Source organism: Sporosarcina aquimarina (assembly GCF_019748715.1).
Lineage (GTDB): Bacteria > Bacillota > Bacilli > Bacillales_A > Planococcaceae > Sporosarcina > Sporosarcina newyorkensis.
Map to the genome: position 1 here is coordinate 47,793 of NZ_JACLBZ010000009.1, position 25,485 is coordinate 73,277.

At 45.6% G+C, this 25,485-nt stretch carries 22 protein-coding genes; 3 read left to right on the plus strand and 19 right to left on the minus strand.

The window, feature by feature from the left end:
• Positions 1-2 precede the first annotated feature (2 nt).
• Complete coding sequence (locus H7J92_RS04805) at positions 3-860, plus strand: DegV family protein (protein ID WP_009765732.1); 858 nt, start codon at positions 3-5, stop codon at positions 858-860.
• A 321-nt stretch (positions 861-1,181) separates the two neighbouring features.
• On the opposite strand, the gene H7J92_RS04810 is transcribed toward H7J92_RS04805, so the two are convergent.
• From H7J92_RS04810 to H7J92_RS04845, 9 genes are all read right to left on the minus strand, one after another.
• Positions 1,182-2,633, minus strand: a complete 1,452-nt coding sequence (locus tag H7J92_RS04810) for an alpha-amylase family glycosyl hydrolase (RefSeq protein ID WP_078817329.1) — start codon at positions 2,631-2,633, stop codon at positions 1,182-1,184.
• A gap of 194 nt (positions 2,634-2,827) precedes the next feature.
• Positions 2,828-2,956: a hypothetical protein gene (locus H7J92_RS17830; protein ID WP_281250648.1), complete on the minus strand. Its 129-nt coding sequence runs from the start codon at positions 2,954-2,956 to the stop codon at positions 2,828-2,830.
• A gap of 33 nt (positions 2,957-2,989) precedes the next feature.
• On the minus strand, positions 2,990-3,364 hold the full coding sequence (locus H7J92_RS04815) for a YisL family protein (RefSeq protein ID WP_078817328.1): 375 nt from the start codon (positions 3,362-3,364) through the stop codon (positions 2,990-2,992).
• Positions 3,365-3,464: 100 nt separating this feature from the next.
• Entirely contained in the window at positions 3,465-4,364 is a 900-nt protein-coding gene (locus H7J92_RS04820; protein ID WP_040758326.1) for a fumarylacetoacetate hydrolase family protein, read from the minus strand.
• A gap of 55 nt (positions 4,365-4,419) precedes the next feature.
• Complete coding sequence (locus tag H7J92_RS04825; protein ID WP_221835637.1) at positions 4,420-5,607, minus strand: DUF418 domain-containing protein; 1,188 nt, start codon at positions 5,605-5,607, stop codon at positions 4,420-4,422.
• Complete coding sequence (gene addA, locus H7J92_RS04830; RefSeq protein ID WP_221835638.1) at positions 5,604-9,314, minus strand: helicase-exonuclease AddAB subunit AddA; 3,711 nt, start codon at positions 9,312-9,314, stop codon at positions 5,604-5,606. Before addA ends, H7J92_RS04825 begins: the two co-directional genes overlap by 4 nt.
• Positions 9,298-12,789 (minus strand): helicase-exonuclease AddAB subunit AddB, encoded by a 3,492-nt coding sequence (gene addB, locus H7J92_RS04835; protein WP_221835640.1) that lies wholly within the window; start codon positions 12,787-12,789, stop codon positions 9,298-9,300. Before addB ends, addA begins: the two co-directional genes overlap by 17 nt.
• Before the next feature lie 289 nt (positions 12,790-13,078).
• Positions 13,079-13,342, minus strand: a complete 264-nt coding sequence (locus tag H7J92_RS04840; RefSeq protein ID WP_009765740.1) for a hypothetical protein — start codon at positions 13,340-13,342, stop codon at positions 13,079-13,081.
• Positions 13,343-13,635: 293 nt separating this feature from the next.
• Entirely contained in the window at positions 13,636-14,271 is a 636-nt protein-coding gene (locus tag H7J92_RS04845; protein ID WP_009765741.1) for a TVP38/TMEM64 family protein, read from the minus strand.
• A 131-nt stretch (positions 14,272-14,402) separates the two neighbouring features.
• Between H7J92_RS04845 and H7J92_RS04850 the strand changes: the two genes are divergently transcribed.
• Positions 14,403-15,125 carry an AzlC family ABC transporter permease gene (locus tag H7J92_RS04850; RefSeq protein ID WP_009765742.1) on the plus strand — a complete coding sequence of 241 codons (723 nt, stop codon included), beginning with the start codon at positions 14,403-14,405 and terminating at the stop codon, positions 15,123-15,125.
• Complete coding sequence (locus H7J92_RS04855) at positions 15,125-15,427, plus strand: AzlD domain-containing protein (protein ID WP_009765743.1); 303 nt, start codon at positions 15,125-15,127, stop codon at positions 15,425-15,427. The genes H7J92_RS04850 and H7J92_RS04855 overlap by 1 nt, the downstream gene beginning before the upstream one ends.
• A gap of 112 nt (positions 15,428-15,539) precedes the next feature.
• On the opposite strand, the gene H7J92_RS04860 is transcribed toward H7J92_RS04855, so the two are convergent.
• The 10 genes from H7J92_RS04860 to prfB all read right to left on the minus strand — a co-directional run bounded on the left by H7J92_RS04860 (position 15,540) and on the right by prfB (position 25,340).
• Complete coding sequence (locus H7J92_RS04860) at positions 15,540-15,791, minus strand: CsbA family protein (protein ID WP_009765744.1); 252 nt, start codon at positions 15,789-15,791, stop codon at positions 15,540-15,542.
• Between the two features lie 14 nt (positions 15,792-15,805).
• A complete protein-coding gene (locus H7J92_RS04865) occupies positions 15,806-16,981 on the minus strand; it encodes a PDZ domain-containing protein (RefSeq protein WP_221835642.1) in 1,176 nt (391 codons plus the stop codon).
• Positions 16,982-17,091: 110 nt separating this feature from the next.
• Positions 17,092-18,525, minus strand: a complete 1,434-nt coding sequence (locus H7J92_RS04870) for a S41 family peptidase (RefSeq protein WP_221835643.1) — start codon at positions 18,523-18,525, stop codon at positions 17,092-17,094.
• 70 nt (positions 18,526-18,595) lie between these two features.
• Entirely contained in the window at positions 18,596-19,183 is a 588-nt protein-coding gene (locus H7J92_RS04875; RefSeq protein ID WP_221835644.1) for a peroxiredoxin family protein, read from the minus strand.
• A complete protein-coding gene (locus H7J92_RS04880; RefSeq protein WP_221835645.1) occupies positions 19,180-19,836 on the minus strand; it encodes a hypothetical protein in 657 nt (218 codons plus the stop codon). Before H7J92_RS04880 ends, H7J92_RS04875 begins: the two co-directional genes overlap by 4 nt.
• Before the next feature lie 74 nt (positions 19,837-19,910).
• Positions 19,911-21,227, minus strand: a complete 1,317-nt coding sequence (locus tag H7J92_RS04885) for a murein hydrolase activator EnvC family protein (RefSeq protein WP_246602539.1) — start codon at positions 21,225-21,227, stop codon at positions 19,911-19,913.
• A gap of 40 nt (positions 21,228-21,267) precedes the next feature.
• On the minus strand, positions 21,268-22,152 hold the full coding sequence (gene ftsX / locus H7J92_RS04890) for a permease-like cell division protein FtsX (protein ID WP_009765750.1): 885 nt from the start codon (positions 22,150-22,152) through the stop codon (positions 21,268-21,270).
• Positions 22,142-22,828, minus strand: coding sequence for a cell division ATP-binding protein FtsE (gene ftsE / locus H7J92_RS04895; RefSeq protein ID WP_078817320.1), 687 nt, complete (start codon positions 22,826-22,828; stop codon positions 22,142-22,144). The genes ftsX and ftsE overlap by 11 nt, the downstream gene beginning before the upstream one ends.
• A 196-nt stretch (positions 22,829-23,024) precedes the next feature.
• Positions 23,025-23,372 (minus strand): cytochrome c551, encoded by a 348-nt coding sequence (gene cccB, locus H7J92_RS04900; RefSeq protein ID WP_078817319.1) that lies wholly within the window; start codon positions 23,370-23,372, stop codon positions 23,025-23,027.
• A gap of 866 nt (positions 23,373-24,238) precedes the next feature.
• Positions 24,239-25,340 (minus strand): peptide chain release factor 2 gene (gene prfB / locus H7J92_RS04905; protein WP_171805920.1). Its coding sequence is split into 2 segments (ribosomal slippage): positions 24,239-25,267 and positions 25,269-25,340, totalling 1,101 coding nucleotides; the frame shifts between segments, so codons are not numbered across the junction.
• Positions 25,341-25,485: the final 145 nt, after the last annotated feature.

Genomic DNA, 25,485 nt, shown 5'->3' on the forward strand with positions numbered 1-25,485 from the left:
CAATGAAAATCTTTGCTGACAGTGCATGTGATCTGCCTATATCCTTTTTTGAAGAAAACGAAGTTGAATTATTCCCGCTAAGCGTCTTGCTGAATGGAAATGAATACGAGGATATCGTAGAAATTAACTCGAAAGAAATATTCGATGCAATCCGTAAAGGACAGCAACCAAAAACATCTCAAGTTTCGCTGGACACAATGATAAAAACATGGAAAGACTTGGCTGCCTCTGGAGAAGACGGCATCTACATCGCCTTCTCTTCCCAGCTTTCCGGCACCTACCAAACAGCCGTCATGGCCAGCGACCAAGTAAAAGAAGGCAACCCTTCTATGAATTTAGTACTCATCGACTCACGTTGCGCTTCGCTCGGTTACGGCCTGCTCGTCAAGGAAGCTGTTAGATTGCGCAAGGAAGGGCTGGATGTTCGAGAAATTGAACGAAAAATCCGTGCTATGGCTTCTCATATGGAACACTTATTCACAGTAGAAGACTTAGATTATTTAGCAAAGGGTGGTCGAGTGTCCAAAGCGAGCGCATTTTTCGGCGGCCTTCTCAATATCAAACCTTTACTGCACGTAGAAGGCGGAAAACTGGTACCAATTGAAAAACACCGCGGCCGTAAAAAAGTCTTCCGGCGCATGATCGAAATAATGGAAGAACGCGGCAGTAACTTAGAAGAACAAACCATTGCGATCAGCCACGGAGACGATCTGGCCACCGCAAATGAATTCAAAGCGATGATCGAAGAAGTAATCCAGCCAAAAGCAATCGAAATCCACCAAATCGGCTCGGTCATCGGTTCCCATGCAGGACCTGGAACTATCGCACTTTTCTTCCTTAATAAAGTAAGTTCTACCTAACCAATAGCAAATAGGCAATCCTGAAGTCAAAAACGTCCTTCAGTGATTGCCTTTTTTCTCGTTAGCAGGGAGTAGAATCAGGGGTACGCACTAAAATACCGGGAAACCGAACCAAAGTGCCGACAAACCGAACCAAAACTCTTCGGCTCCAAACATTAGTCTAGTAGTACCGCACCAAACCAGCCATCAAGCGATCCAAACAGCCGGCTCACCACACCTTTCCTTCCCCTGGCAATTATTTAGAATAATTTTCATACATAAAAAAGGAGCCATCCGAAAAGTCAGTTAAAAATGACTTCCTGGACAACTCCGGTTCTTATGTTATTCCTTCGCTTGTTCTTCTTTCGACGCTTCATCTCTCCTGCGCTGTCTTCCCTTGCGAATCACCGAAAACAAGAATGCCAGGAAGAAGACATACACTAATATCGAAGCAATCAGATAAGGTGTATTGAATCCTTTATCATCCTCTACGATATAAACTTCAGCTAATTCACGGTCCAGAACGATGTGAAATTTATTGTCTTTCGTTTCCTTGACTAAATCTTGACCTAATACACCACGCAGCTTTTTCTTTTCCCCAATTTCTGAAGGATCAATCTCTAAGCTTTGTACTTCAGATGTGTTATTGATCGCGATGATCCATTTTTCCTTTTCAGAAGAACGTTCGAACACGATAAATCCATCTTTATTGTGCAAAATCTTGAAATCACCGGATCGCAATGTTTCGGAATCATTACGCAGCGTGTTAAGGTCACCAATCCACTCATGTAATTCCATATCTGTCTTAAAGTTAAAGAATGGATGTGATTCTGGTGCTTCTTTTCCGTTCACTGCAATTTCTGTCGCATACGGAACTAACGGAACGCCCGGCAACATGAATTGCGCAGTTGTTGCTACCTTCCAACGAGTGGGCGGGAATTGGCGCAATTCCACCATTTCATAAGTGAAACGCGGTCCTGTCAAATCATCAAATTGCAGAAGTTTGTCCGCATCCTCATTGGTGAAAATATCCAATGCAGAAGAATCAGGATTCACCTGTACAAACGACTTTTGAATTGCCTGACTGCGCTCTTCAGCCGGTACACTGTCGAATGCGGCTTCGCTAGGCTCGTTGGTAATGACGTATAATCCTTCGCGCATCTCTTTCAGCGCATTGATCATCTTATCAAGAAACTCTGTGTCTGCCTGCTCAAGATGCGTCAGACGGATTCCGTCAATTTTATAATCCTCGACAAATTGCACAACTGCACTAATGATTTGATCTTGCGCTTTCGGTTTACTTAAATCCCAATCAATCGTTCCTTCTTCAGCAGGGATTGTCGGGAGCTGACTTGCCCAGACATGGTCGGAACTAACGTTTCCAAGTGGAAAATCCGCCATGACTTTCAATTTATTGTCATGCAATTCTTTGATCAGTTCAGTAAATTCCTTTTTCGTTCCGAAATGCGGTTCGATCTCTGAATAATCGAGTACTTGATTCCCATCATACGTTGCTGTGCTGAAAACAGGGCCAACGGAAATCATTGTAAAATGCATATCGAGCAAATGTTGCAATCTGTTGCTGATCCCAGCAAAGTCCCCGCCATTGAAAGCATGAGGGTCCCTTGCATTGACTTCTATATCATTCGATCCCAAGCCGTTATTGAAACGGTCAACGAGCAGATCATAGATACTTTCATCACTGAAGGATTGCTTCGTATCAGCGTATGTGATCGGTTGTGCTATGGATAGGGCAAGCATGCATGCTGCCAGTAGTCCGGTGATTCGTTTCACTGTAGTAAATCCTCCTTACGCAAACTCTTTTATTAGTTTATCAAACGGCTGAAGGTGACGCCATTCTTTCTTCATAAAAGGGTGAATGCTCATTGTAAATACGGCAATCTTGTGAATTGCAGCTAGGTGCAATCAAACAAAAAACAGAGGGTGGAATGTTATGAATTCCTCCTCTGTTAGCTCTTTCCGGTCATTTAATTGTCATCTTCCGAAAAAAAATCCGGATCTTGCTGTTTACGCGAACTAACGAAAACGGAGACTGCAAACAGCGCCATCAACAAGAGGACTACTGCTAAGAAGATCCATCCAGTCTGTGTTGACATTTGCCCATCTCCTTTTGTTCTAATCGTTCGGTATTATGCAAAAAAGTCGAAACCGAGCGGCAGTTTGAATCCGATGAATAGAGTAGCCAGCAAGAACACAACGAATAAAATCCACATAAGACCTGTGTTCTTCCCCTTGCTTCCTCGGACCAATGTCATCTCCATGAATCCGATCGTCAAAAGACCTAATAAGAATTTAATGCCGTATAGCATCGAATCATTCGTCTGGTATTTGAAAAACAATGCAGCACCAGACACGATAATTAAAATATAAAACAAACGCAAAATCATATGTGTAATCTTTTTCCCTTTCGTTCCTGCAGCCATACTAGCTGAAGCTAGAAAGAGAATGATACCCACTACCCAAGTAAATATATGAAAGTGGGTCGTATCTGTTAAGAATCCCAATCCTGACACCTCATTTTATTATGTAGTCGAATGATACTTTACCATGTTTTCCAATCGACTACTATTCTATTGCTCATATTATCGAAACTGTAAATAAATTTTATTCGAAACGATTCACCAATGTCCCGATTCCTTCAATTGAAACTTTCACCGTATCGCCTTGCTTTAAGAAAGTAGGCGGCGTCATGCCCTTCCCTACGCCAGCTGGAGTGCCTGTTAAAATGACATCACCCGGTTCAAGCGTTACATATTTGGAGATTTCTGCAATTAATTCATCAATTTTAAACATCATGGATGACGTATTGCCATTTTGACGTACTTCATCGTTCACTTTTGTGACGACTGATAAATTCTGTGGGTTTGGAATCTCGTCTTTCGTTACAACATAAGGCCCCATTGGACATGTGCCGTCTAGACTCTTACCAAGGAAAAATTGTTTATGGTCAGCTTGGACATTTCGTGCAGTAATATCGTTACCGATCGTGTAGCCGAATACATAGTCATACGCTAATTGTTTTGGAATGTTTTTCCCTGTTTTACTGATGACGACGGCAAGCTCTCCCTCGTAATCTAGGGAATCTGTCACATCACTATGAATTGGCAGCGTCTGCTCATCTCCGGCAATTGCTGTCGGAGCCTTTGTAAATATCATGACCTTTTCAGGCGGTGCTTCTGCTCCCATTTCCTGCGCATGCTCTGCATAGTTCTTGCCTACGCACATTACATTCTTAGGCGTACGAGGAATCGGTGATAGCCATTCAACATCAGTAAATGCATATTTAAATTGCGCCGCATTTTCACCCGCTTCAGTTTCCTCTACTAATTTACGAACCATTTCCACAAAATCCATGCCAAGGGACACGGCCTCGATCATCGTCTTCGGAAAATCTGCTTGCTGCTGTGCTTGCGCCATAGCGAGCACATCCCAAACTGCTTCCTCACGTTTCACTTTCGGTCCGAATAAAGTTTGCCCTTCGTAACGGAATGACAATAATTTCATGTGTATGCCCAACCCTTTCCATGTGTATTCACATACTACTATGTTACGACAAAATCTATACTTTTTCCTCTTTATTACTAAAATTCTTCCCATAAGACAACTTTCTCCATACATATTCAAGAGGTCCGATGCGGAATTTCGACAGCCAAATTTGTGCTGCGATCAATTGGATCACAAATATTCCGATCGCCAGCCACGTACCTGTCACTATATCTACTTTACCATAGAGACCAGCTCCGTATGAATAGAAAATCAGCGTCGCAATGATCGATTGCATGATATACGTCGTGAATGCCATTCTCCCGAGCGTTGCGAACGGTTTCGTCACGATTTTCAGGAATGGAATTTGCCATAACAACATCAACAGAGCAGCGTGTCCTATCGCTAGAATCGGCCCGCCAAATGTTGACTGTACAATTATGATATTTTCAAATTTCGGTCCGTCGATGTATGGTACATTCTTCAATAAAACACCCAATGTAATACCGACGATCATGGTGACGACCAATTTCCCTTTCATTGCATACATCTTCTCGACGACTTTCCACTTCGAAAACGCAGCACCGAGCATCATGAGCGGCAAAACAGCGAAAAATGACGTGAACACACCGACTACTCCGAACGTGAACCATTCACCCAGCCGAAACATGAAGATTTCTCCAAATGAACCGTGTGCATAAGCCGAGATGGCAAGCTCGATCTGATGGATATCCACAAAGCCGTCGAGCAAAGAATTCGGATTAATTTTCCGGCTGAAGACGAGCAAGATATACACCAACACCGAAGGCACGATATATAAGACAAGTGCCAATGAAAACAGCCATTTCTTCGGTATCCTAACAAGAGCGATCATTACAAAGCCCATGATGGCATACGTAAATAAAATATCTCCAAACCAGATCAGCAACGCATGCAGAATTCCGAATAAGAGCAGCCAACTCATGCGGCGTGCCATGAACGGTGCAAACGGTGTATGGTTCTTCAACGATTTCTCATACTGCATATTTAATCCGTAACCGAACAGCATCGCAAACAGCGGATAGAAACTCGCTTCGACAAACACATCAATAAAATGAAATGCCGACTGTTCACCCGGCGTTGAAAACCATGTATAGGGATCCATATACGCATAAGGCGAATGAAAGTGCAGCATATTTGCGATGATAATTCCTAATAAAGCAATTCCCCTTAGAAAATCGAGTCCTTCAACTCGCTCCGTTAGGGAAGTAGGAGTCAACTTCAAACCAATTCCTCCTGTAGTCTAATTGTTTTCGCTCCATCAAATAAGTAGAGGAGCATTTCTTTTATTTCAATAGCCAAAATGGATTGCAGTACATTTTTATATAAATTCAACTGCGTACCATAGCGTTTCTGCATTTCATTCGACAAAGCTTTTTCCGAATGAAAACCGCTTACTTGGTCCGTTTTATAATCGACGAGTACCCATTCCCCATCTTCATGGAACAAGCAATCCGCGATCCCTTGCAAGAGTTGGAACTCTCCTTGTTCAGCAGGCAGCGCATAGGTGAATGGCATTTCACGCAATACTTGATCGGCTTGTTGCAGGCGTTTGCCTAAAGATGTTCCATAAAACCGCACAATTGCATCGGCATCAACAGCAGCCACCTCTTCTTTCGTCAGCAACTCACGTTTCTCTAGTTCCTCTACAAACTCGCTAGCTTGCGTTACATTTAAAGGGCGCTTCAGATCAATATGCTGCATGACGGTATGCATGGCCGTTCCGACTTCCGCTTTCGTCAAGGAACGCTGCTGCAAAAAGGACGGTCGATCATGCAGGAAGGACGGTTTATTCGTTATCTCAGGTGATCTCTCTTCAAACGGATCGGCATCTCCCCGTTCTAACTCCAGTAGGGCAATCCGTTTCAATTCACTGACAGACTGCTTGGAAGGCATCTCTACAGCATGCTCGTAAGGATAACGCGCCTCAAACCGATGTTGAATCGTTTCCACTAACTGTGAATCAGCAGTAAACGAAGCTTCACTATCCAACGGAATCCAGTCATCGACTTCTACTGCATCTGAACTGTGAAATGCGGAAAACGGATAGGCATTGACGTCCCAAGATGACGGATCGTCCATCAATTCACCACCAACCGCCTTGCCGAACTTGCCAAAATCGATATGGCGTGCAATCGCAGGACCAATCCAGTCTAGATAACCGGCCGCCCGGGAACGCTTATACTCAGGCAGCGGAGCAGATGGATCGAGCAGCTGTGCTTCCTGCCATTGACTGACAGCCTTTTCGATATCCTTCACAGAAGCGATCAATTCCAGATGCTCTTTCGCCCGCGTCATCGCCACGTAGAGCACCCGCATTTCTTCCGCCCGCATCTCCAGCTCCTTCTTCTCTTTCACAGCTAGGAACGGCAGCGAAGTGAAAGTGATGCGTTTTTCGGGATCAATCGCTTTGACGGCCAACCCAAAATGCTGGTCGAATAAATACGGCTGATGAAAGTCCATTTTATTGAACGGACGTCCCATCCCAGCTAAAAATACATAAGGGAATTCCAGACCTTTCGACGAATGAATTGTCATAATTCGCACGACATTTTCTTTCTCACTCATGAAACGCGCTTCCCCGAGATCGTCTCCTCGTTTTTGCATGCGATCGATGAAACGCAGGAATCGGAACAATCCTCGGAAAGACGTCTTCTCATATGCCATCGCTCGATCATGCAGCGCACGCAAATTGGCCTGACGCTGTTTACCATTCGGCAGAATTCCGACCATTTCATAATAAAACGTATCCTGATATACTTTCCAAATCAAGTCCGACAGCGATCCATGGCGCGCCATATTACGCCAGTCCTCGAGTCGCAGGAAGAAACGCTGAAGCTTCTCCTGTGTTACCGGCTCCACGCCAGCCCCGCCTGTCTGAATGAACGTTTGAACCGCTTCGTAAAACGGAGCATTCGGTTTCGCCAGGCGGATTTGTGCCAGTTCATTTTCGGTCATACCGACAAACGGTGCACGCAAAACCGATACGAGCGGAATGTCTTGATACGGATTATCGATGACCCGCAATGTGTTGAGCATAATCATCACTTCAATCGCATCGAAATAACCGGAAGACAATTCCACATAGACCGGAATGCCGGCTGCTTTCAATTCATCCGCTATCTCACTGGACCACGTCATCGAGCGCATCAAAATGACAATATCGCGATACTCAAGCGGCCGTTTCTTGCCGCTGAATGCATCCGCCACTTGCTCCTTATTAGCCTGCCACTGCTTGATTTTCTGTGCAATGAAACGCGCTTCAGCCTGTGACTTCTTCAACTCTTGCTGTGCTTCCTGCTCTTCCGATAAATCCGCGTCCTCTTCATTCTCATAAAGAATCGTTAGCCCGGCCGCCACTTCTTTCTCTGGATATTGCGCACCATATTTCAATGCCGCTGCGTCATCGTATTCGATTTCCCCGACACGCACACCCATAATCTGTTTGAAAATGAAGTTCGTCGCATTAAGCACTTCCGTACGGCTCCGGAAATTCGCATTCAGATCAATTTTCAGTCCTTGATCGAGCGGTTCTGCCGTAAAGCGTTCGTATTTGCCCAAGAACAGACCAGGTTCTGCAAGTCGGAATCGATAGATTGACTGTTTGACATCGCCCACCATAAACAAATTGCCGTCCGCTTCTCCGCCTTGCTTGATCAATTGAAGAATTGCTTCCTGCAAAAAATTCACGTCTTGATACTCATCAACCAATACTTCAGCAAAGCGATTTTGATAATCCATCGCAATATCGGAAGGTACAAGTTTTCCGTCTTTTTCATCCGATAAGATTTGCAGCGCATAATGTTCCAAGTCAGAGAAATCCACAAGCCCTCGTTCTTCTTTCAGCGCCTGATAACGAACCGCAAAATCTTCGACCAACTCGACGAGTGTTTGCATCAATGGAGCCATCAGACGGATTTCTTCCAGCAATCTCTCCGGTGTCCGCGTAAAATAGGTCTCTTTCAATGCGTTAACAATTTTTTTGACCGACTCGCGCATCGCCTTACCACGCTTCGCCAGTTCTTCATCGCAGGAATCTTTCTTGATCATCCCTGCTTTCATCCATTTAAGTGTCTGGAAATAGGCATAGACATCTTCCCAATTACCGTTGATGACGTATTCCAGTGCATCATCAATCCATGCCTCATCTGCTTTCGCCGTGTCAAGAAGCGGCAGCGGACCGTCATTCATCTCAGCAAGTCGCTGCAAATCCTGCGCCACTGTCTTCGCTTCTTCCAACGTATGTCGGATAGCCAATTTTAGCGGCTCGATAAATGATAATTCATCAATCGTTGCGTTATCTCCGATTTCATATTGTTGCGGAATCATCTGGAGCCATTCAGCAGGATTCGGATGAACGCGTGAATAATCATATAACCGGTCAATCAATGTCTCGATCGCCTGGTCGTTACGGTCCGCGGTAAAACTATCACTCAGTCGATAGATCGCTTCCGGGTCCGGCTGGCCATAGGCATCCTCAAGCACCAATGCAATCGTATCATCACGCAATACCGCAGCTTCTGTTGGATCTGCAATACGGAATCCGGGATCGATGTCGAGCACGTAGGAGTATTGCCGGACGACTTGCAGGCAGAAGGAGTGCAACGAAGATATTTGAGCTTTATTCAGCAAATTCAACTGTCTGCGCAAATGCACCGAAGTTGGATCGTTCAAAATAGCTTCTTCCAGCGCACTGGCCATACGATGACGCATTTCTGCCGCAGCTGCATTCGTGAACGTCACGACAAGCAGCTGGTCGACGTCAATCGGCTGTTCTGTATTCAACACTTTTTCAATCATCCTCGTAATGAGGACTTTTGTTTTTCCTGAACCTGCCGCGGCTGACACGAGAAGGTCTTTGCCGGATGCATAAATGGCTTTCCACTGTTCATCCGTGAACGTCTCATGTGGCGGTTTAACGGGAATTTTCATCGCAGCCTATCTCCTTCCGCATTTTATCTAATGATTCTTCAGGCTTAAACGCCGTATAGTTTCGTGCCGGCTGTGTCGGATCGGTCCGATCAAACTGGCAAATCGATTGATACGAGCAAAATTGACATGGCATATGCTCTTTCAGGCGGTACGGGTACACTCGCGTATCCCCTGCAAGCATGCCATCTCCCGCCTGTTGATGCCGTTTGCGGACGAATGAACGCATCATATTTAAGTCTTCCGTAGGTACCACTTTCGACGTGGAATAAAAGGAGCCGTCTTTTTTCAGCCGTGCCGGGATAATGAGCGATTCACTCTCAATATTGTCATCCATTGCAAGCGCCACTTCGGCATCTTCCACGATATACCCTTGCATTTTGTACGATTTCATCAACTCTTTTTCCACTGCATCCTCGGCGAGCTCTTTCGTCAAGCGCAGCATCGGATTGTGCACATACATATAGAGCACGCCCGCCGGATCCGCATGGACACCGAGCCAATCCTCTGCGTGTTCGAGCGCCACATCTAAATACGTCAGCATCTGAAGCGACAGTCCGTAATACACTTCGGTCAAATCAAGCGCACGAGCGGAAGATTTATAATCGACGACACGCAAGAACGTCTGATCATCCTTCTTCATCGTATCGATGCGATCAATCCGTCCTCTGATTTTCATTTGCTGACCTTGTTTCAAATGAATTTCAAGCGGCGGAATTTCTTCATTCGGACCGAATCCTGCTTCAATGGCAATCGGTGTGAATCTTGAATTGCGGGCTTGTGACTGCAAGGCACGGATCGTCCGCTGAATAATTTGCATCAGCTTCCGCTGAATATACGCATACCGCTGACTGGACAGCAAGATCCGATGGAAGAACATTGGCGTCAACGCTTCAATCGCCTCTCGTCCAAGCTGCCAGCACTGTTCTTTCGTCAGAGATGCCCACGATAATCCTCGCTTCATCACTTCATCCGATACCCACTTTAGGGCGGCATGGAATAGATCCCCAATATCGGGTGCTTCCAAATGGAACTCAAAACGCTCCTGCAAGCCAAGTCCGTACGTCGTGAAATGCTGGAACGGACAACTATAATACGATTCGATACGGGAAACACTCGTCGTAAAAGACGAACCATATAAACCAGCTGTCAGATGTGGATCGAGCATTTCGGTTTTCTGCCGTTTCAGCGCCGGCTGTACGATCGACTGAATGATCGACGACCACAGCGGATCCTCTTTATAATAAGCGAGCACCGCCTGCCACTCCGGTGCAATGGCCTCCTGCGAACTGGCCTGTCGCATGACACGCACCGCATAGGACAACGCGACTTTCGGATGCTCGATATAGTGCATCTTGTCTTCCGTATCGGGCAATTCCGTCGGCTCAATCACCGCTAACTCAACCGGAATGCCCGCTGAAATCTGTTGCAATCTCGGAATATAAAGAGACGGAATCAACGCTTTTCCTTCTTCATCCGCAATCGGATAACTGACAGTCAATCGCTCACTTGCTCCGGTGAATGCACGATAAACCATATACGACTCACGCATGAGTAGCATTTTCGAAGTTGGCGCAAGCGTGATACCGAGTTCACTGAACAATTCGCGGTCGCCATCGGACAGCAGTCCTTCCCGGTCACTCCGCAACGGCAAAACACCTTCATTCGCACCGAGGACGAAAAGCGCCTCAACATCCATCGAATTAAACAACTCCACCGTCGTAACGGTCACTTGATCGAGCGATGGCGGAATGAGTTTGAACTCCAGCGTATCAAAACCTTCATCCAAAATTTTAATGGCTGCCTCAACCGGCAATTCCTTATCCCCAAACATCAAGACAAACTGATCCAGCACATTGATCCAGCTATTCCATGCTTGCTCATGCTCTGCCGCCGCACGCAGTCTGTGCTCACTCCGCTCTTCCTTCTGCAACTCTACCATCTTGTCATAGACATTCAGCGACTCCATCGCGAAAAACAATGCTTCCGCCACGTCGCGTCCTGTTTTTGCTTTTTTTAACTGCTTTTCTAATTGCAAAATCGGGTCTCGAATCAAATCACGCGTTTCCGCATACTCCGCCTGCATTGCCAACTCTTCATCGGTTTGAACCGGACGAATCATTTCAAGACCGCGGTAGCGGTTGACCTTCCAGCGTTCTTCATCAAGCCAACGTGAACTGCCATGAATTCCTTTAGCCAGCACGAAGTTCTCCAACCGATCCGCCCGTTCCCTCCATACCCGCTTATTTTCATTCACCGGGAAGAACAAATCGGTTTTCACAGCACGGAACACTGCTTCATACGACCAATCCGTCCGCACCGCCTCGAGCAGTGAACGCGCAAACTCAATGAGCGGATGATGGAGCATCGGTTTTTTCTGACTGATGAAAACTGGGATATCGTATTGAGAAAAGATCGTCTGAATCAATTCGTCATAAACATCTGGCTGTCTATAGACGACAGCCATGCCGCGGTAACGTTTGCCTTCACGCATCATTTTACGAATCGAACGCGCCACTGCGTGAACTTCTGCTCGTCGGTTCGTCGCTTCGATCAATTGGATATGACCTTCCGCTTCGTTCGGCACTGGAGGATAGCGATCGAACTGCGCCTCTAAATGCTGGAGTTCCTCATTCGTAAAACGTTTCATTTCAGTTAAATGAATCCGTTTTTCCATGTCTACAGAATCGCTATGAGCGAGCTGCTGCAGCATCGAATATTGTTGCTCCGCGGTATAGAACAGTTCATGTTCCCCGCTGTGCAGCCTGTCCTCCATCGGCAATACGACGGTGACCCGCTTGGTAAATTTCATGAATTGATTGATGATATTGTATTCCTGTGTGGTAAAGTCTCCAAAGCCATCGATATAGACCGATGCATCTTTCAGCCACTCTGCAAAAGGGATTTGCTCAGCTAAAGCTGTAAGCTGTCCTTCGCTGTCCATAAACGTAGTACCCAGACGCTCTTCGATTTTCTGAAGCAAAAGCTGAAGATCATGTGCTTTGTCCTGCAGTATCCGCGGAGCTTGTTTGTCTTCGAGCAGAGTTGTCAGTTCAGCAAATGCCTGCTGATCGATGCAGTATTTGCTGAATTCTTTCATGACGTCGCTGATTTGCTCAGCAAAGCCATGTTTTGAAGCGGCTTGTTTAAATAAGCGGAATGAATCTTTATTTTCCTCCAGCACGCTGCGCACGAGCATGCGATAGCCGAAGCTGTCGACTTCTTCCCTAGTGATGCCGCCAACTTCTTGCAGCACGCGCCAGGCCAGACGTTTGAACGTCAATACTTGGGCGCGGATCATCCCCGATAATCCAAATTTTGTAGATAGGCTATATTCCATCGAGTAGGATAGCTGATCGGGTACGATAACAATGATCGGTGGCCCCATCGGCCGCTCCTTTAACTCTTCCGCAATTTCCCTTTCGATAAAGGTGGTCTTTCCTGTCCCGGATCGACCAGTCACAAAACGCAACGACATCTTTCTCTCTCCTTTCTATCCTTGTAAGGTATGGTGAATGTATTTACAGAAAAGCTGGCTAAAATCCAGCGAGCTAGTGTATGGCGGAAGAAGCGTCGGCATTGGACTCACTTCGGCGCTTGCGGATGGCTCCCGTAATGAGCCAGTCAGGAAGATCGCCTGTCTGTCTCATCACTCCGCCTACCGCTTGTAAGGCGCCTTCGTTTGATATGTTGAGAAACACATAGCCTAAGCTGTCTTTCACTACTTAGTAGATGTCAATTAGTTCTATTTTTAAATACTATACTCACTAAATTAGCAACACAAGCGAAGCCGCAACTGCGGGGTCAGCCGTTGCCGTGAGCCAACTAGCGCTCTTTGCTAGTTGGCTCATGGCTGAAGGCAATCCCCCAGTGGCGTAGCGGTGACAAAGTACGGTCCTCCGCTCCTTACCAGAACCCATTATAAGTCGGGCAACCGTAACAGCAAAAAGAGTAAGCCCATTGGACTCACTTCGGCGCTTGCGGATGGCTACCACAATGAGCCAATCAGGAAGAGCGCCTGTTTGTCTCATTGCTCCGCCTACCGCTTGTAAGGCGCCTACGTTTGGTAAGTGAAAGCACTTGGTATATCTATTTGCACATTGGATTCTATTAATGAGCTGGATGCTGAGACCTTCCCATTTTAAACGCCACTCTCGTTATTTTAACCACTCCAGCGAAGCCGCAACTGCGGGGTCGGCCGGAGCCATGAGACAACTAGCGCCCTTTGCCAGAACCCACTATCAGTCGAGCGACGAAACAACAAAAAAATCCTGTCGACTCCTTTCCTTCATTGTACCGAAAGAAAAGATAGACAGGAAATATTTTAAACGTTTTTCTTATCCGACTGCCCCAAAGTGGAGAAACTCTTAAAATCTTCCTCCACCTTCTTCGCCAGCCTGCGCTCAAACCACTTACCAACCAACCACAACAGGAAAATTAGGAAAAACATAATCAACGTGCGAATCGGATTCGTAAACAACGCACGTATATCATGCCCGATATACGTAATCATCAAAATCATGACCAACTTACCAAGCATCAACGCAAACAAAAAATTCTTCTTATTCATATTTGACAAACCCGCCACTAAATTAACAACCGAAGAAGGAGTGAATGGAAAGCAAAGCAAAATGAACAACGGACCGAATCCATTGCGTTCCACCCATCGAATCAACTTCTGCACACGCACCGGCTTTGTCAAAAACGTGAAAAAGCGATTATCCCCGTACTTCCGAATGAGCAAGAACACCGCATACGACCCTGCCACCGTACCTGCCCATGAAAGCAGGAAACCTTGCCAAAAACCAAACGCCAGAGCATTTGCGATGACGAACACGACCAACGGCAGAAATGGCAAAAACGCCTCCAAAAAAGGCGGGATTAAGCCCATATAAAACCCAATCGACTCATATTGCCTTGCCAATTCCTCCACTTTATCAATTGATAGCCATTCCTTCATCGCAAACACCCTCACCGTTTAAAGTTCAATTAAATATGTTTACTTCTCCATATAATTGCAAAAGTCCCTAGCATCTGTCCATTTATAGTATAATAGCAGAAAGATTCTGATAGAAAGATGGGCTGCTTCATATGAATACAACTTTTTCTCAAGGCCTGAAAGCAGGATCGAGCATCGCCATCGGCTACTTTCCGGTTGCCTTAACGTTCGGACTGCTTGCTAAAACAACTGGACTGTCTATGATCGAAGCGACTGCTATGAGTTTGATTGTCTACGCAGGGGCTTCGCAATATATGGCACTTAGCCTGATCGCAACAGGCGTAGCACCTTGGCTCGTCGTCATGAATACATTTATCGTCAACATACGCCATTTCCTGATGACCGCTTCATTAAGCGAAAAAGTGGAACCGGCACCGAAGTGGATGAAGGCGATTTATGCATTCGGTATTACGGACGAGTCATTCTCCGTCCTGTCTACACAAAAAGGCAAGATCACGACAGCTTTCGCATTTGGCGTTGCCTCAATCGCCTATGGCAGCTGGGTTTTCTTCACTGCAGTAGGACATGTTATTGGCGCCAACCTTCCGCAATTTTTACAAAATGCGATGTCTGTGGCGCTCTATGCAATGTTTATCGGATTGCTCGTCCCTTCGATGAAAGGCAATCGCAAAGTTGTCTTGCTTGCCGCAATCGGAGCTGCTATTCATTGCGTGTTGTATTACGGAAATCTGCTGTCCACCGGATGGTCTATTCTGGTCGCAACACTCGGATCCGCTATTTTTGTAGAAATCATTTATGTAAAAAATAACAAGACAGTCGAACATTGGACTGTACAAAAGGAGGCGGATAACTGATGGGCGCTGCATATTGGTGGATGCTGCTCGGGATGGCGATCGCTACGTACGTGCCTCGAATGATTCCTTTGACGTTTTTGGATGGAAAAGAGTTGCCGCCGATCGTCAGCGGGGTACTTCGCAATATTCCGTACGCTGTGCTTGGTGCGCTAATTTTCCCTGCGGTTCTTCATATCCAAGACAATATCCTGTTCGGAGTCATCGGTGCCGTCACGGCTTTTGCTCTGTCTTTCATCGGACTCGATGTCATGTTCGTCGTTATAGGAACGATTGCAGTATTAGCTGTTTATAGTTTGTTTTAATCGCTCTCTTATCTTAATTATCCCCGAAACACTCCTGACTAAAACAGAGAATGCAATTTTAGGAACAAAAAGGCGGTCTTCAAAGAGTTATATGCTTTGAAAACCGCTTTTTTCATTCCTCCATTTGGCTTCTCCGGGCATTGCGCACCATACGTGAAGCAAACCAAAACCCAACCGTTAACGAGACTGCATCCGCTACGTAGAGCAGCCAATTATGCGTGTACCCTGCATAGACAGAGGCTGCAATTAAGGCCAATGTAAGGATGAGCCCTACCACATGATGGAATGTCACCCTCGTAAAAAACACCACTAAAATTCCTGGCAACAATGTAGCAAGCAGAAGCTTCGTTTCAAAATCATGCATCGTACTCTCTCCTTTTACCGCACGACTAGCATACCTAGACGGAAATGATCGTGGCGGTACAACACTTGTTGCTTCAGCCGCACTTCACCGTCACGGCCAATCACCTGCAAACGGCAATGAGCAGCATTCACTTGTATCGCGTCATACAATTCACCTTCATTATGAATCGTAATACCGTTCACCGACTTAATCAGATCACCTGGAATAATTCCCATTTTTTCTGCTGGGGAATCCTCCAGTACAGTAACGACGAACACCCCTTCAGACTGCGGCACTAATATTAATGGCTTTTTGCGCTCGGAAACAGAGATCAAAACAGACAGGAAGATACGACACAACACTCCCGCGATCAACGCGGCCCAACCAAGAATCGGCATCCATATCGCTCCGACGCCTATGGCTGCAACCGCAATCCCAAGCCAAGCGACCGCTGTACCCACTTTGGGAAACAGCACATCCGGGAACGAAGCACGCGCCATCTGCGAAAAACCGATGATCAGCGGAATTGGTACGAATGAAAACTTTTCTGCCCCGAGCGTGAATTGTGGCCAGTAAGGAGCATATTCCGCGACCATATGACCGGGCACTAAGAGAACAACCGGAACTATCCACAACAGTTTTGATTTATAGATCGCCGCACGCATTCCTCGATTTGTCGGAATCAAAACCGGTGAAGCATGTCGGCTCGCATAACGACGGATCAGCAAACCTTCCGTAATCAATAATAGGCCGGCGATAATCGGGACTGTAATAGCCAATGTGCCGAAAAAGTCCAAATCCTCTTGTACAAACCAATCGTTAATTGAAAAATCTCCCGCCCATCGACCGACTGCATATAAACCGAAAAACGCTATCGCTGCATAATAGATCGGTGAAGCTAGTTTATAGGAAAATGATAAGATTACTAGCAACATCACGAGCGAAAAAATTATGATCCAATTAAAATCGACAATTAATCCTACGCCTGCAATTAGAACAGAAAGCAGCAAGCCATGTATCCAGGCAGAAGAAAGCGCATGCTTCATCTCCGTCAAGCCAGCCAGCACGCGGGTCGTAAAGTCTTTTCTTTCTCTCTTGACTCGCACGTAGCCGAGCAGCACGGCCGCAAGCAAAGCAACCAGCCAGACTGGATTAAGAAGAAAATATAATATTGCTTCCATAATAGTATTCAGTAGTTCGCTAGACATCATCTATCACCTTCCCGCTCGTCCAAACAACTCTTTTCCCCATTGTACAAAAAATGAAGGGAAATAGCGAATGCAGAACGAAAAAAACGCACCTCCTATGAGATGCGCTCTATTTATTCTGCTAATTCATTTACTAAATAATCAATTGCCATCCTCAACTGCTTATCGTTTTTCGCATCTCCGCGGTACTCCTCTACTGCAGCCTTCAACGTAGTGAAAAACTCTCGATCCATCGCATCATTGTCGGCGATTTGATGGTCTGCACGGAATGCCTGTACTGCTTCGGCAGTATCTTTATCAAAAAAACCGTCTACTCGGCCGGTCTCATAATCAAAAGCTTTCAGCATCCGTTGCGCATAAGCGATTTGGTCATTGTAGTGACCCTCTTTAAACGTTTCCGTGACCATTTGTAAATGCTCCGTGAACAGTATACTCTGCTTCACTTCTATATCTGCTTTGACCCCTTTTCCGTGAATCCACTTTTCTTTCGGTGTCAGCCATTTATTCGTCGATAGTTTTAACTCGCCACCGTTTGTTAACTCCATCGTCTCCTGTACAGTACCTTTCCCGAAGCTTGTTGTGCCGATGATGGCTCCGCGTTTCAGGTCTTTTACAGCTGCGCTTAACACTTCACTTGCGGATGCGCTTCCCACGTCTTGTACGAGTACAACCGGGATTTGTTTCAATCGTTCATTGTAATCGAGATCCGCAGATTTCTCTGTCACGAGTGGAGTCAAATTCCCTTTCGCATCCTGCATCACGACAAACACCTTATCTTCATTCAATAAACTCCCCGCTATTTCGGAGACTGCCATTAAATAACCGCCTGGATTGCCGCGAACATCGATGATAATCGCCTTCGCACCCTGCTTAATGACTTCTGAAGTTGCTTTTTGCCATTCTTTCGCCGTCTCTTCACCGAACATCGTCAGTGCTATGTACCCTAACTTAGCACCTCGTTCTTCCAACAGTTGATGTGAAACGGACTGCACCGGAATTTGATCTCGAACAATGGTATATTCCATATGTTTATCTGCGTCCGGCCGGAAAATCGTCATCTTCACTTCAGTTCCTTCTTTACCTCGAATCAAATTTACGACTTCTTGCAGCGTTTCACTGCTTAATCGCTCATTGCCTACCTTTACGATTTCATCATACGGCTGTAAACCTGCTTTCTCCGCTGGCCCTCCTTTTATAGGAGAGACGATGATATACTTACCGTTCGTCCGCGTCACTTCAGCCCCAATTCCTACTCGGGAGCCTGCCAGCGATTCACGGTGTGAAGCTGCTTCTTGTTCCGTCAAATAAGTCGAATACGGATCACCTATCGTGTCCGTCATTCCACGCAGTGCTCCTTCGACGAGCCTGTCCTTTTCGACTGGATAAACTGCTTTTTCTTGAATGGTTTCATACACTTCATCCAGCACAGGCAACTTACTGATGGGCTTTGCTGATTCCGATCCTGATTTTCCGCAACCATTCAATCCGAACAGCACACCGCCGATCAGCAAGATGCTTCCCAATAAAAAAAGCCTGCTCCTACGCATGCATAACCTCCTCCTCCCTCCACTATATGAAGGAAGATAAGAAGTTACGACACGAGAACAGACTCTTTTTTCAATCCATAAAATCGACCAATTCATTCAACGTTTTTTCATCTAACGGGCCAATGACCTTTTGTGCAATTCGCCCTTTCGTATCGATCATAAACGTTGTCGGCATGGAGAATACACCATACATTCGCGTTACTTCCGCAGTTTTATCAAGCGGGATCGGAAAGCTCAATTTATACGACTTTACGAAATTCTCTACTTCACTGATTCCCAGTTTCTCTGACTCCGTCACATTGACCGCAATCAATTCGACTTGATCTTCATCCGTCAGTTTCGAATGAAAACTTTCCATATGCGGCATTTCTGCTTTGCATGGAGGACACCAGGTCGCCCAGAAATTCAAGATCACTTTCTTACCTTTCAGCTCTGACAAAGTCACCGTTTCACCGGCAAGTGTCTCCAATGTGAAGTCAGGAGCAGGTGAATACTGTTCGAGCCCTTCTTCAGCCACCTCTAGTTCATTCGCTTGGCTCAAGGAGGTTACAGGCGATTCAATCGGCTCAGGCTTTTCCACTGTATTCTTCACCATCAAAAAAACCAATGTGCCGATCACTAACAAACTGAGGATGGATCCAATCATTTTTTTACTCACTTTGCTTCTTCCTTTCTACTTACCGAATGTGTTGCCTGACGTTGCAAACTCCACATCAGCAAACCGCTTCCGATTGTTGTAATGAGCGGCACTGTCCAAAATGCGCTTGGTTGGAATGCCGACACCATGAAATGAACCGCAATCCAAATAATTGATATTTCACTAACCGAATTGGCTTTCTTGCGGTAACTCCAAAACGTCAAGGCCCATAACAAAACGAAGAAAGCGATCGTCCCGCCTTTAACTAGGAGACTGCCATCATTCAAAAAAGTCATGACCACTTGATACACCGTCTGCCAACTAATCAACGCAAGCAACAGCGACCAGTGATCCTCGTACTTCCACTTCTCTTTCATCCCTTGCCGAATTGTCAGCAGACCGACAACAATCAAAGCTAGAATCCAACCAATCTTGCCGCCATGGAAGTATAGAATAGACAAAGGATAGTGACGGACAGTCGAAAAGTCTGTCAAGATCACAGAGAACTTCCATATGATCACCGTATTAAAAAATATATTGCCGATTCGGTCACCAGCTGTTTTCCCAAAGTATATGCGAATGAAAAGATAGGTCATGACAAAGCCTGCACTAAATGCAATCCAGGAAGACGACACGGTGATTGCTCCGACAGGATAATACTGAGTTATGGGCACCGCCACTTCCTCCTTCATCTGTCACCATATGAAAAACCTGCCGTTGAATAGGCAGGTTTTCATTTTATCCTATATCAAAAAGACACGTAATGCAAAGGGTTGACCGCGCTTGGACCAGAGCCTGAGAAGTTTCCAACATGGACTTCAAAGTGCAAATGTGGTCCTGTCGAGAAGCCTGTTGATCCAACAGCTCCAATATATTGACCTTTTCCGACATGGGCACCTGAGCTCGTACTAATTGACGAAAGATGACCATAGACAGTAGTTAAGATTTTACCATCGACAGAATGTGTGATCATGATCACATTACCGAATCCACTCATCTGACCCGCGTAAGATACGACGCCATCTCCAGCTGCTACAACCGGAGTTCCCATAGGCGCACTTAAATCGATACCACGGTGCTGTTTTTTCGCATGAGTGATCGGGTGTGTTCTCCAGCCAAATCCTGAGCTGTATCTACCATTTGTAGGCTTTGTCCAAAATCCGCTTGAAACGGCAGGTAGGTTACCAGTCGGTGCAGATGAACCGCCGCTTGATTGTGTTTGCTGCTGACGCTTCGCCGCTGCTTCCGCACGACGTTTCGCTTCTGCTTTGCGAGCAACTTCCGCGAGACGATTCTGTTCCGCTACGATTTGGCCTTCCAACTCGTCACTGATTTCGATTGCATCGTTATACTCTTCTTCGAGATTGGCTTTCTCTTTTGAAAGTTTCTCTTGCTCAGCCTGCAATTTATTGACGAGCGTATTCTTTTCTTTCTTTTGAGCATCCAACTTATCTTTCATTGCTTGAATTTTAATCTTGCGTTCTTCTTGTTCTGCTAACTTTTGCTCGACAAGCTTTTTCTCTTCTTCAAGCTGTGCCATATCTTCTTCTTGCTGGCGGATAATTTTACGATCCGCATCCATTAAAGTCGTCACTGCCGAAAAGCGGTCAATGAAATCAGAGAAGCTGTTCGCACCGAGCAACACGTCCAAATAGCTGACTTGTCCGCCCTTCACTTGCATAACCCGCACGCGTTCGCGTAATACTTCATCACGTTCCGCAATACGAATTTCCAGTTCTTTGATCGACTTTTTTAATTCTTTAATCTCTTTCTTTGTTTGATCCATTTCGGCAACGAGATGATTCATGTTACTGTTTGTTTCATCGATTTTCGCGTTGAGCTTCTTGATTTGCCCCGTGAGCTGATCTGCTCTCGATTGCTTCGCCTGAATTTGACTTTCCTTATTCTCGATCGTGAAATTTAAACTGTTCTTTTTATTTTCCACCGCTTTTCGTTCATTCTGAAGATCTTTCAAAGTACTTGCCGAAACGCCCCCACTGCCGACCATCGTCGTCATAAGACATACCGCCAAGACACTCGAAATGATTCGGTGTCGCTTTATCAAATCCCAGTTCCCCCTTCGAAATTTCAAATCTATCAATCCTTTATACTTTTAAGAACTTTCTAACTGACATAAAGCTGCCCCATACGCCAATGAATACCGCGATGAACAGCAGTAAACCATTCAACTGCAATAGAAATGGCATTGGATTCAGTAAATGAAACAGTTCATTTTGCAATCTGGCTTCCCATACGGTATACAATTGAGAATAAGCGACTGTAACCAAGATCATCGGCAAAATCGCACCAAAAATTCCGAGCCACACTCCTTCGAGCATGAATGGAATTCGTACAAAGCTATTGGTTGCGCCTACAAGCTTCATAATCTCGATTTCTGTTCGTCTCGCCACAATCGTTAGACGGATTGTGTTCGATATGAGGAACATAGCGGTAAATAATAAGGCCAATATTAAAACAAGCCCTACATTCCGACCAACCTTCAGCACATTGAACAGTTTTTCAACCTTACCTTCTCCATATTCCACATCGTATGTATAATCGTATGTACCGATTTTTTTTGCGATTTTCGCCGTCTCTTTCGGATCCGCAGCTTTAATATAAAGCGCGTCACCAAGCGGATTGCTCTGCTTGTACAGCGCCAGCTCATCTCCGAATGAATCGATCATTTTTTCAAGTTCCTGATCTCGGGTGGAATGGACTACCTCTTCCACACCTGGCGTTTCCTTCACTTTCTTTAAGAGCTTTTGTACAGCTTCCTGATCCGCCGCGGGATCCGCTACCACTTTAATTTCCACATCATTTTCAATATTATCCGCGAGTTGATTCAAGTTCATCATGATGACGAAGAACACGCCGATGAGCAGCAACGTGACCGTTACCGCACTGACAGATGCGAACGTCATCCAATTGTTTCGGCTAAGGCTTTTGAAACTTTCCCTCACGTGTCGTTTTAACGTTCTAAATTTCATAGCGGTACTCTCCTTCATACTCATCTCGTGTGATGAGACCGCCTTCTATCTGAATCACTCGGTTGCGCCGCGTGTCGACGATTTCCTTGTTATGTGTTGCCATGACAATCGTCGTGCCGTGCGCATTGATTCGTTCAAAAATTTTCATGATCTCCCAAGATGTGTCGGGATCTAAGTTTCCAGTCGGCTCGTCCGCAATAACCAGCTTCGGTGAATTGACGATTGACCGTGCAATCGACACGCGTTGCTGTTCGCCCCCCGACAATTCATTCGGGAACATTCTTGCTTTTTGAGTTAATCCGACCAATTCCAATACCTCAGTCACTTTTTTACGGATCGCACTCGGTGTTTCTTCTATTACTTCTAGTGCATATGCAACATTTTCATAGACATTCAATTTAGGCAGCAATTTAAAATCCTGGAAGACCACACCGATCTGTCTTCTCAAGAAAGGCACATCTTTACTGCGCATTTTTGTTAAGTCCGTTCCATTGAAATAAATCGTTCCACTGGTCGGAACTTCTTCACGATACATCATCTTAATGAAAGTGGATTTTCCTGCTCCACTTGGCCCGACAACGTAAACAAATTCACCTTTTGTGATCTCAATGTGGATTCCGTTAGAAGCCACTACGCCATTCGGGTACTTTTTGTACACATTTTTCATTACAATCATACATTTTAACCACCTGAATTTTGTTTTCCATTCATATTCGCCAAACTAATTATAGCATGATTCGACATACCTTGTATTACAGTTATGTATCAAATGGTCTAAGTGGGTATTTTTATGTGAAATCCTGGCTAACCCTCTCCAAACATGAAAAAGACCATTCTCAAGGAGTCCTCAAGAATGGTCGATTGTTACATAATTATTTCTTCTCAGCAAGCCAAGCTGCTACTGCGTCAGCTTCTTCGCCTTTGATAATACCTGGAGGCATTGCGCCTTTACCGTTGATGATGATGTCATGGATTTCTTCTTCAGAGTGAGTAGCTCCAACTTTGTCCAATGCAGGACCCGCTCCACCTTCTAAGTTTCCACCGTGACAAGACACACAGCTAGTCTGTACGACTTTCTCCGCGTCTACATTGGATGTTTCAGCACCGTTGTTGGTATTTGTGTCTTCTGCTGGCTTGTCCGCTGCGTTGTCGTCACCGCCGCCACATGCACCAAGCACTAGCGCTGCTCCAAATAAGGTAGCCAAAAGTTTGTTCTTCATGCAATATCCTCCCTTTTGATTAATTTTTTCTCACATTCAATAGTATACCAAAAAACCTTCGTTCCACAGCAAACAGAAATGACAAGTTTTCAAATTCTACAAGGAAGCTGCCACGCGTCTTCTGCGTAATGGACGGTTTGGTAATGAATACACTCTATAGTATTGACCAAAACATTGCAGATTAAACATTTTATTTTAGATAAAGTGTAAGGTATTTAGCAAGTCAGTTGTGCCTATTACTTTTCTCGATGAGTAAAGATGACTCAGTAAGCGTTCCGGGATTTTCGCTCCAGACGGTACGCTTTCCGGGGGGCGTGGTCTTGAGCCTCCTCGTTCGCTTCGCTTCCTGCGGGGTCTCAAGACGCACGCTGATCCCCCAGGAGTCGACCGTCTTCCGCTCCAATCCTTAATTAGTGGGGATGGACACACAGTAAGCCCATTGTACTTTTTTTAAAGTCTGAGAAGAGTCCCCACACTCAGAGTACATAACAGGCATCTCTCATTCTCTTAGTTAAATAGCGTTAGGTGATTTCAAGAACAAGAAGCCTGCGAGTACTGCTTCTTTTCATTAGCTTTTGAACTTTGATCAATTTCGTAAGGACACATCGCTTTGTCACTTAGAATTTTCAATGGATAAGCCGCTATAATTCCCATCAAAAAGTAGGGATTGGAGCGGCGGGTGGCGACTCCTGCGGGATCAGCTCGACAGGTGAGACCCCGCAGGAAGCGTAGCGAACGAGGAGGCTCACCGCGAGCCCCGCGGAAAGCATCCCACCAGAGCGCAAATCCCCGGAGCATTTACTAAGTCTTACAATCCCATTATTACTTTATTAGAACAAGAAAAAGTGCATTTCTGCACTTTTTGATTAGGATATTCTGGAACGCAAGTAAGCGTTGATGAATGGGTCGAGATCGCCATCCATGACGGAGCTTACGTTTCCGGTTTCTTCATTTGTTCGGTGGTCTTTTACCATGGAGTATGGGTGGAAGACGTAGGAGCGGATTTGGCTGCCCCAACCGATTTCTTTTTGCTCGCCACGGATTTCCGCTAAGCGGGCTTCTTCTTCTTCAACGCGAATTTGATAAATTTTTGCTTTAAGCAAATTCATCGCACGCTCACGGTTTTTGATCTGTGAACGTTCCGTTTGACAGGTAACGATCGCGCCTGTCGGTATATGTGTCATGCGTACAGCAGAGTCCGTCGTGTTGACGTGCTGTCCGCCCGCGCCGCTGGAACGATACGTATCGACCTTGATATCCTCAGTTTTAAGATCCAAATCGATATCGCCGTCGAATTCCGGCATGACTTCAATGGAAGAAAAAGATGTGTGACGTCTTCCAGAAGAGTCGAATGGTGAGATACGGACTAATCGGTGAACGCCTTTCTCAGCTTTTAGATAACCATAAGCGTTATGACCTTTGACACTCAAAGTGACCGATTTCACACCTGCTTCGTCACCTGCTTGATAATCAAGGGTTTCCACTTTGAAACCATGGTGCTCAGCCCAACGCGTATACATGCGGAGCAACATTGAAGCCCAGTCTTGTGACTCGGTTCCACCTGCACCTGAATGTATCTCCAGCACTGCATTGTTTTTATCAAATTCATCGCTCAATAGCATCTGTAGATCGAATTTATCCATTCGTCCTTTGAACTCTTTTAATTCGGAGACGAGCTCTTCCTGCAACTCTTCATCTGCCTCTTCACGAAGCAGTTCAAGTGTCATTTCTAAGTTTTCCTGCGTGTCATTCAAATCATTGTATTCCCCGACAATATCTTTTAATGCATTGGATTCAGAAATGACTTTTTGCGCGGCATCCTGGTCGTCCCAGAAGCCTGGCTCAAGCATCATTTCTTCTAATTCCTGCATACTGGCCTCTTTGTTTTCTAAGTCAAAGAGACCCCCTAAAGTCCGCTAATTTCTTAGCTGTTTTGTCGAGCTCGTTCCGAACATCGGATAATTCCATCATAATTGTTTCCTCCTGAGTGGTTGTTTCTCTAAATAACGAGTTAAATAATCTACATCCTATGTGCACGGTTTTGCAACGTTGATTTCCGTTGCAGACGGACGCTTTCCTGGGGGCGTGGCTTGAGCCTCCTCGTCGCTTTGCT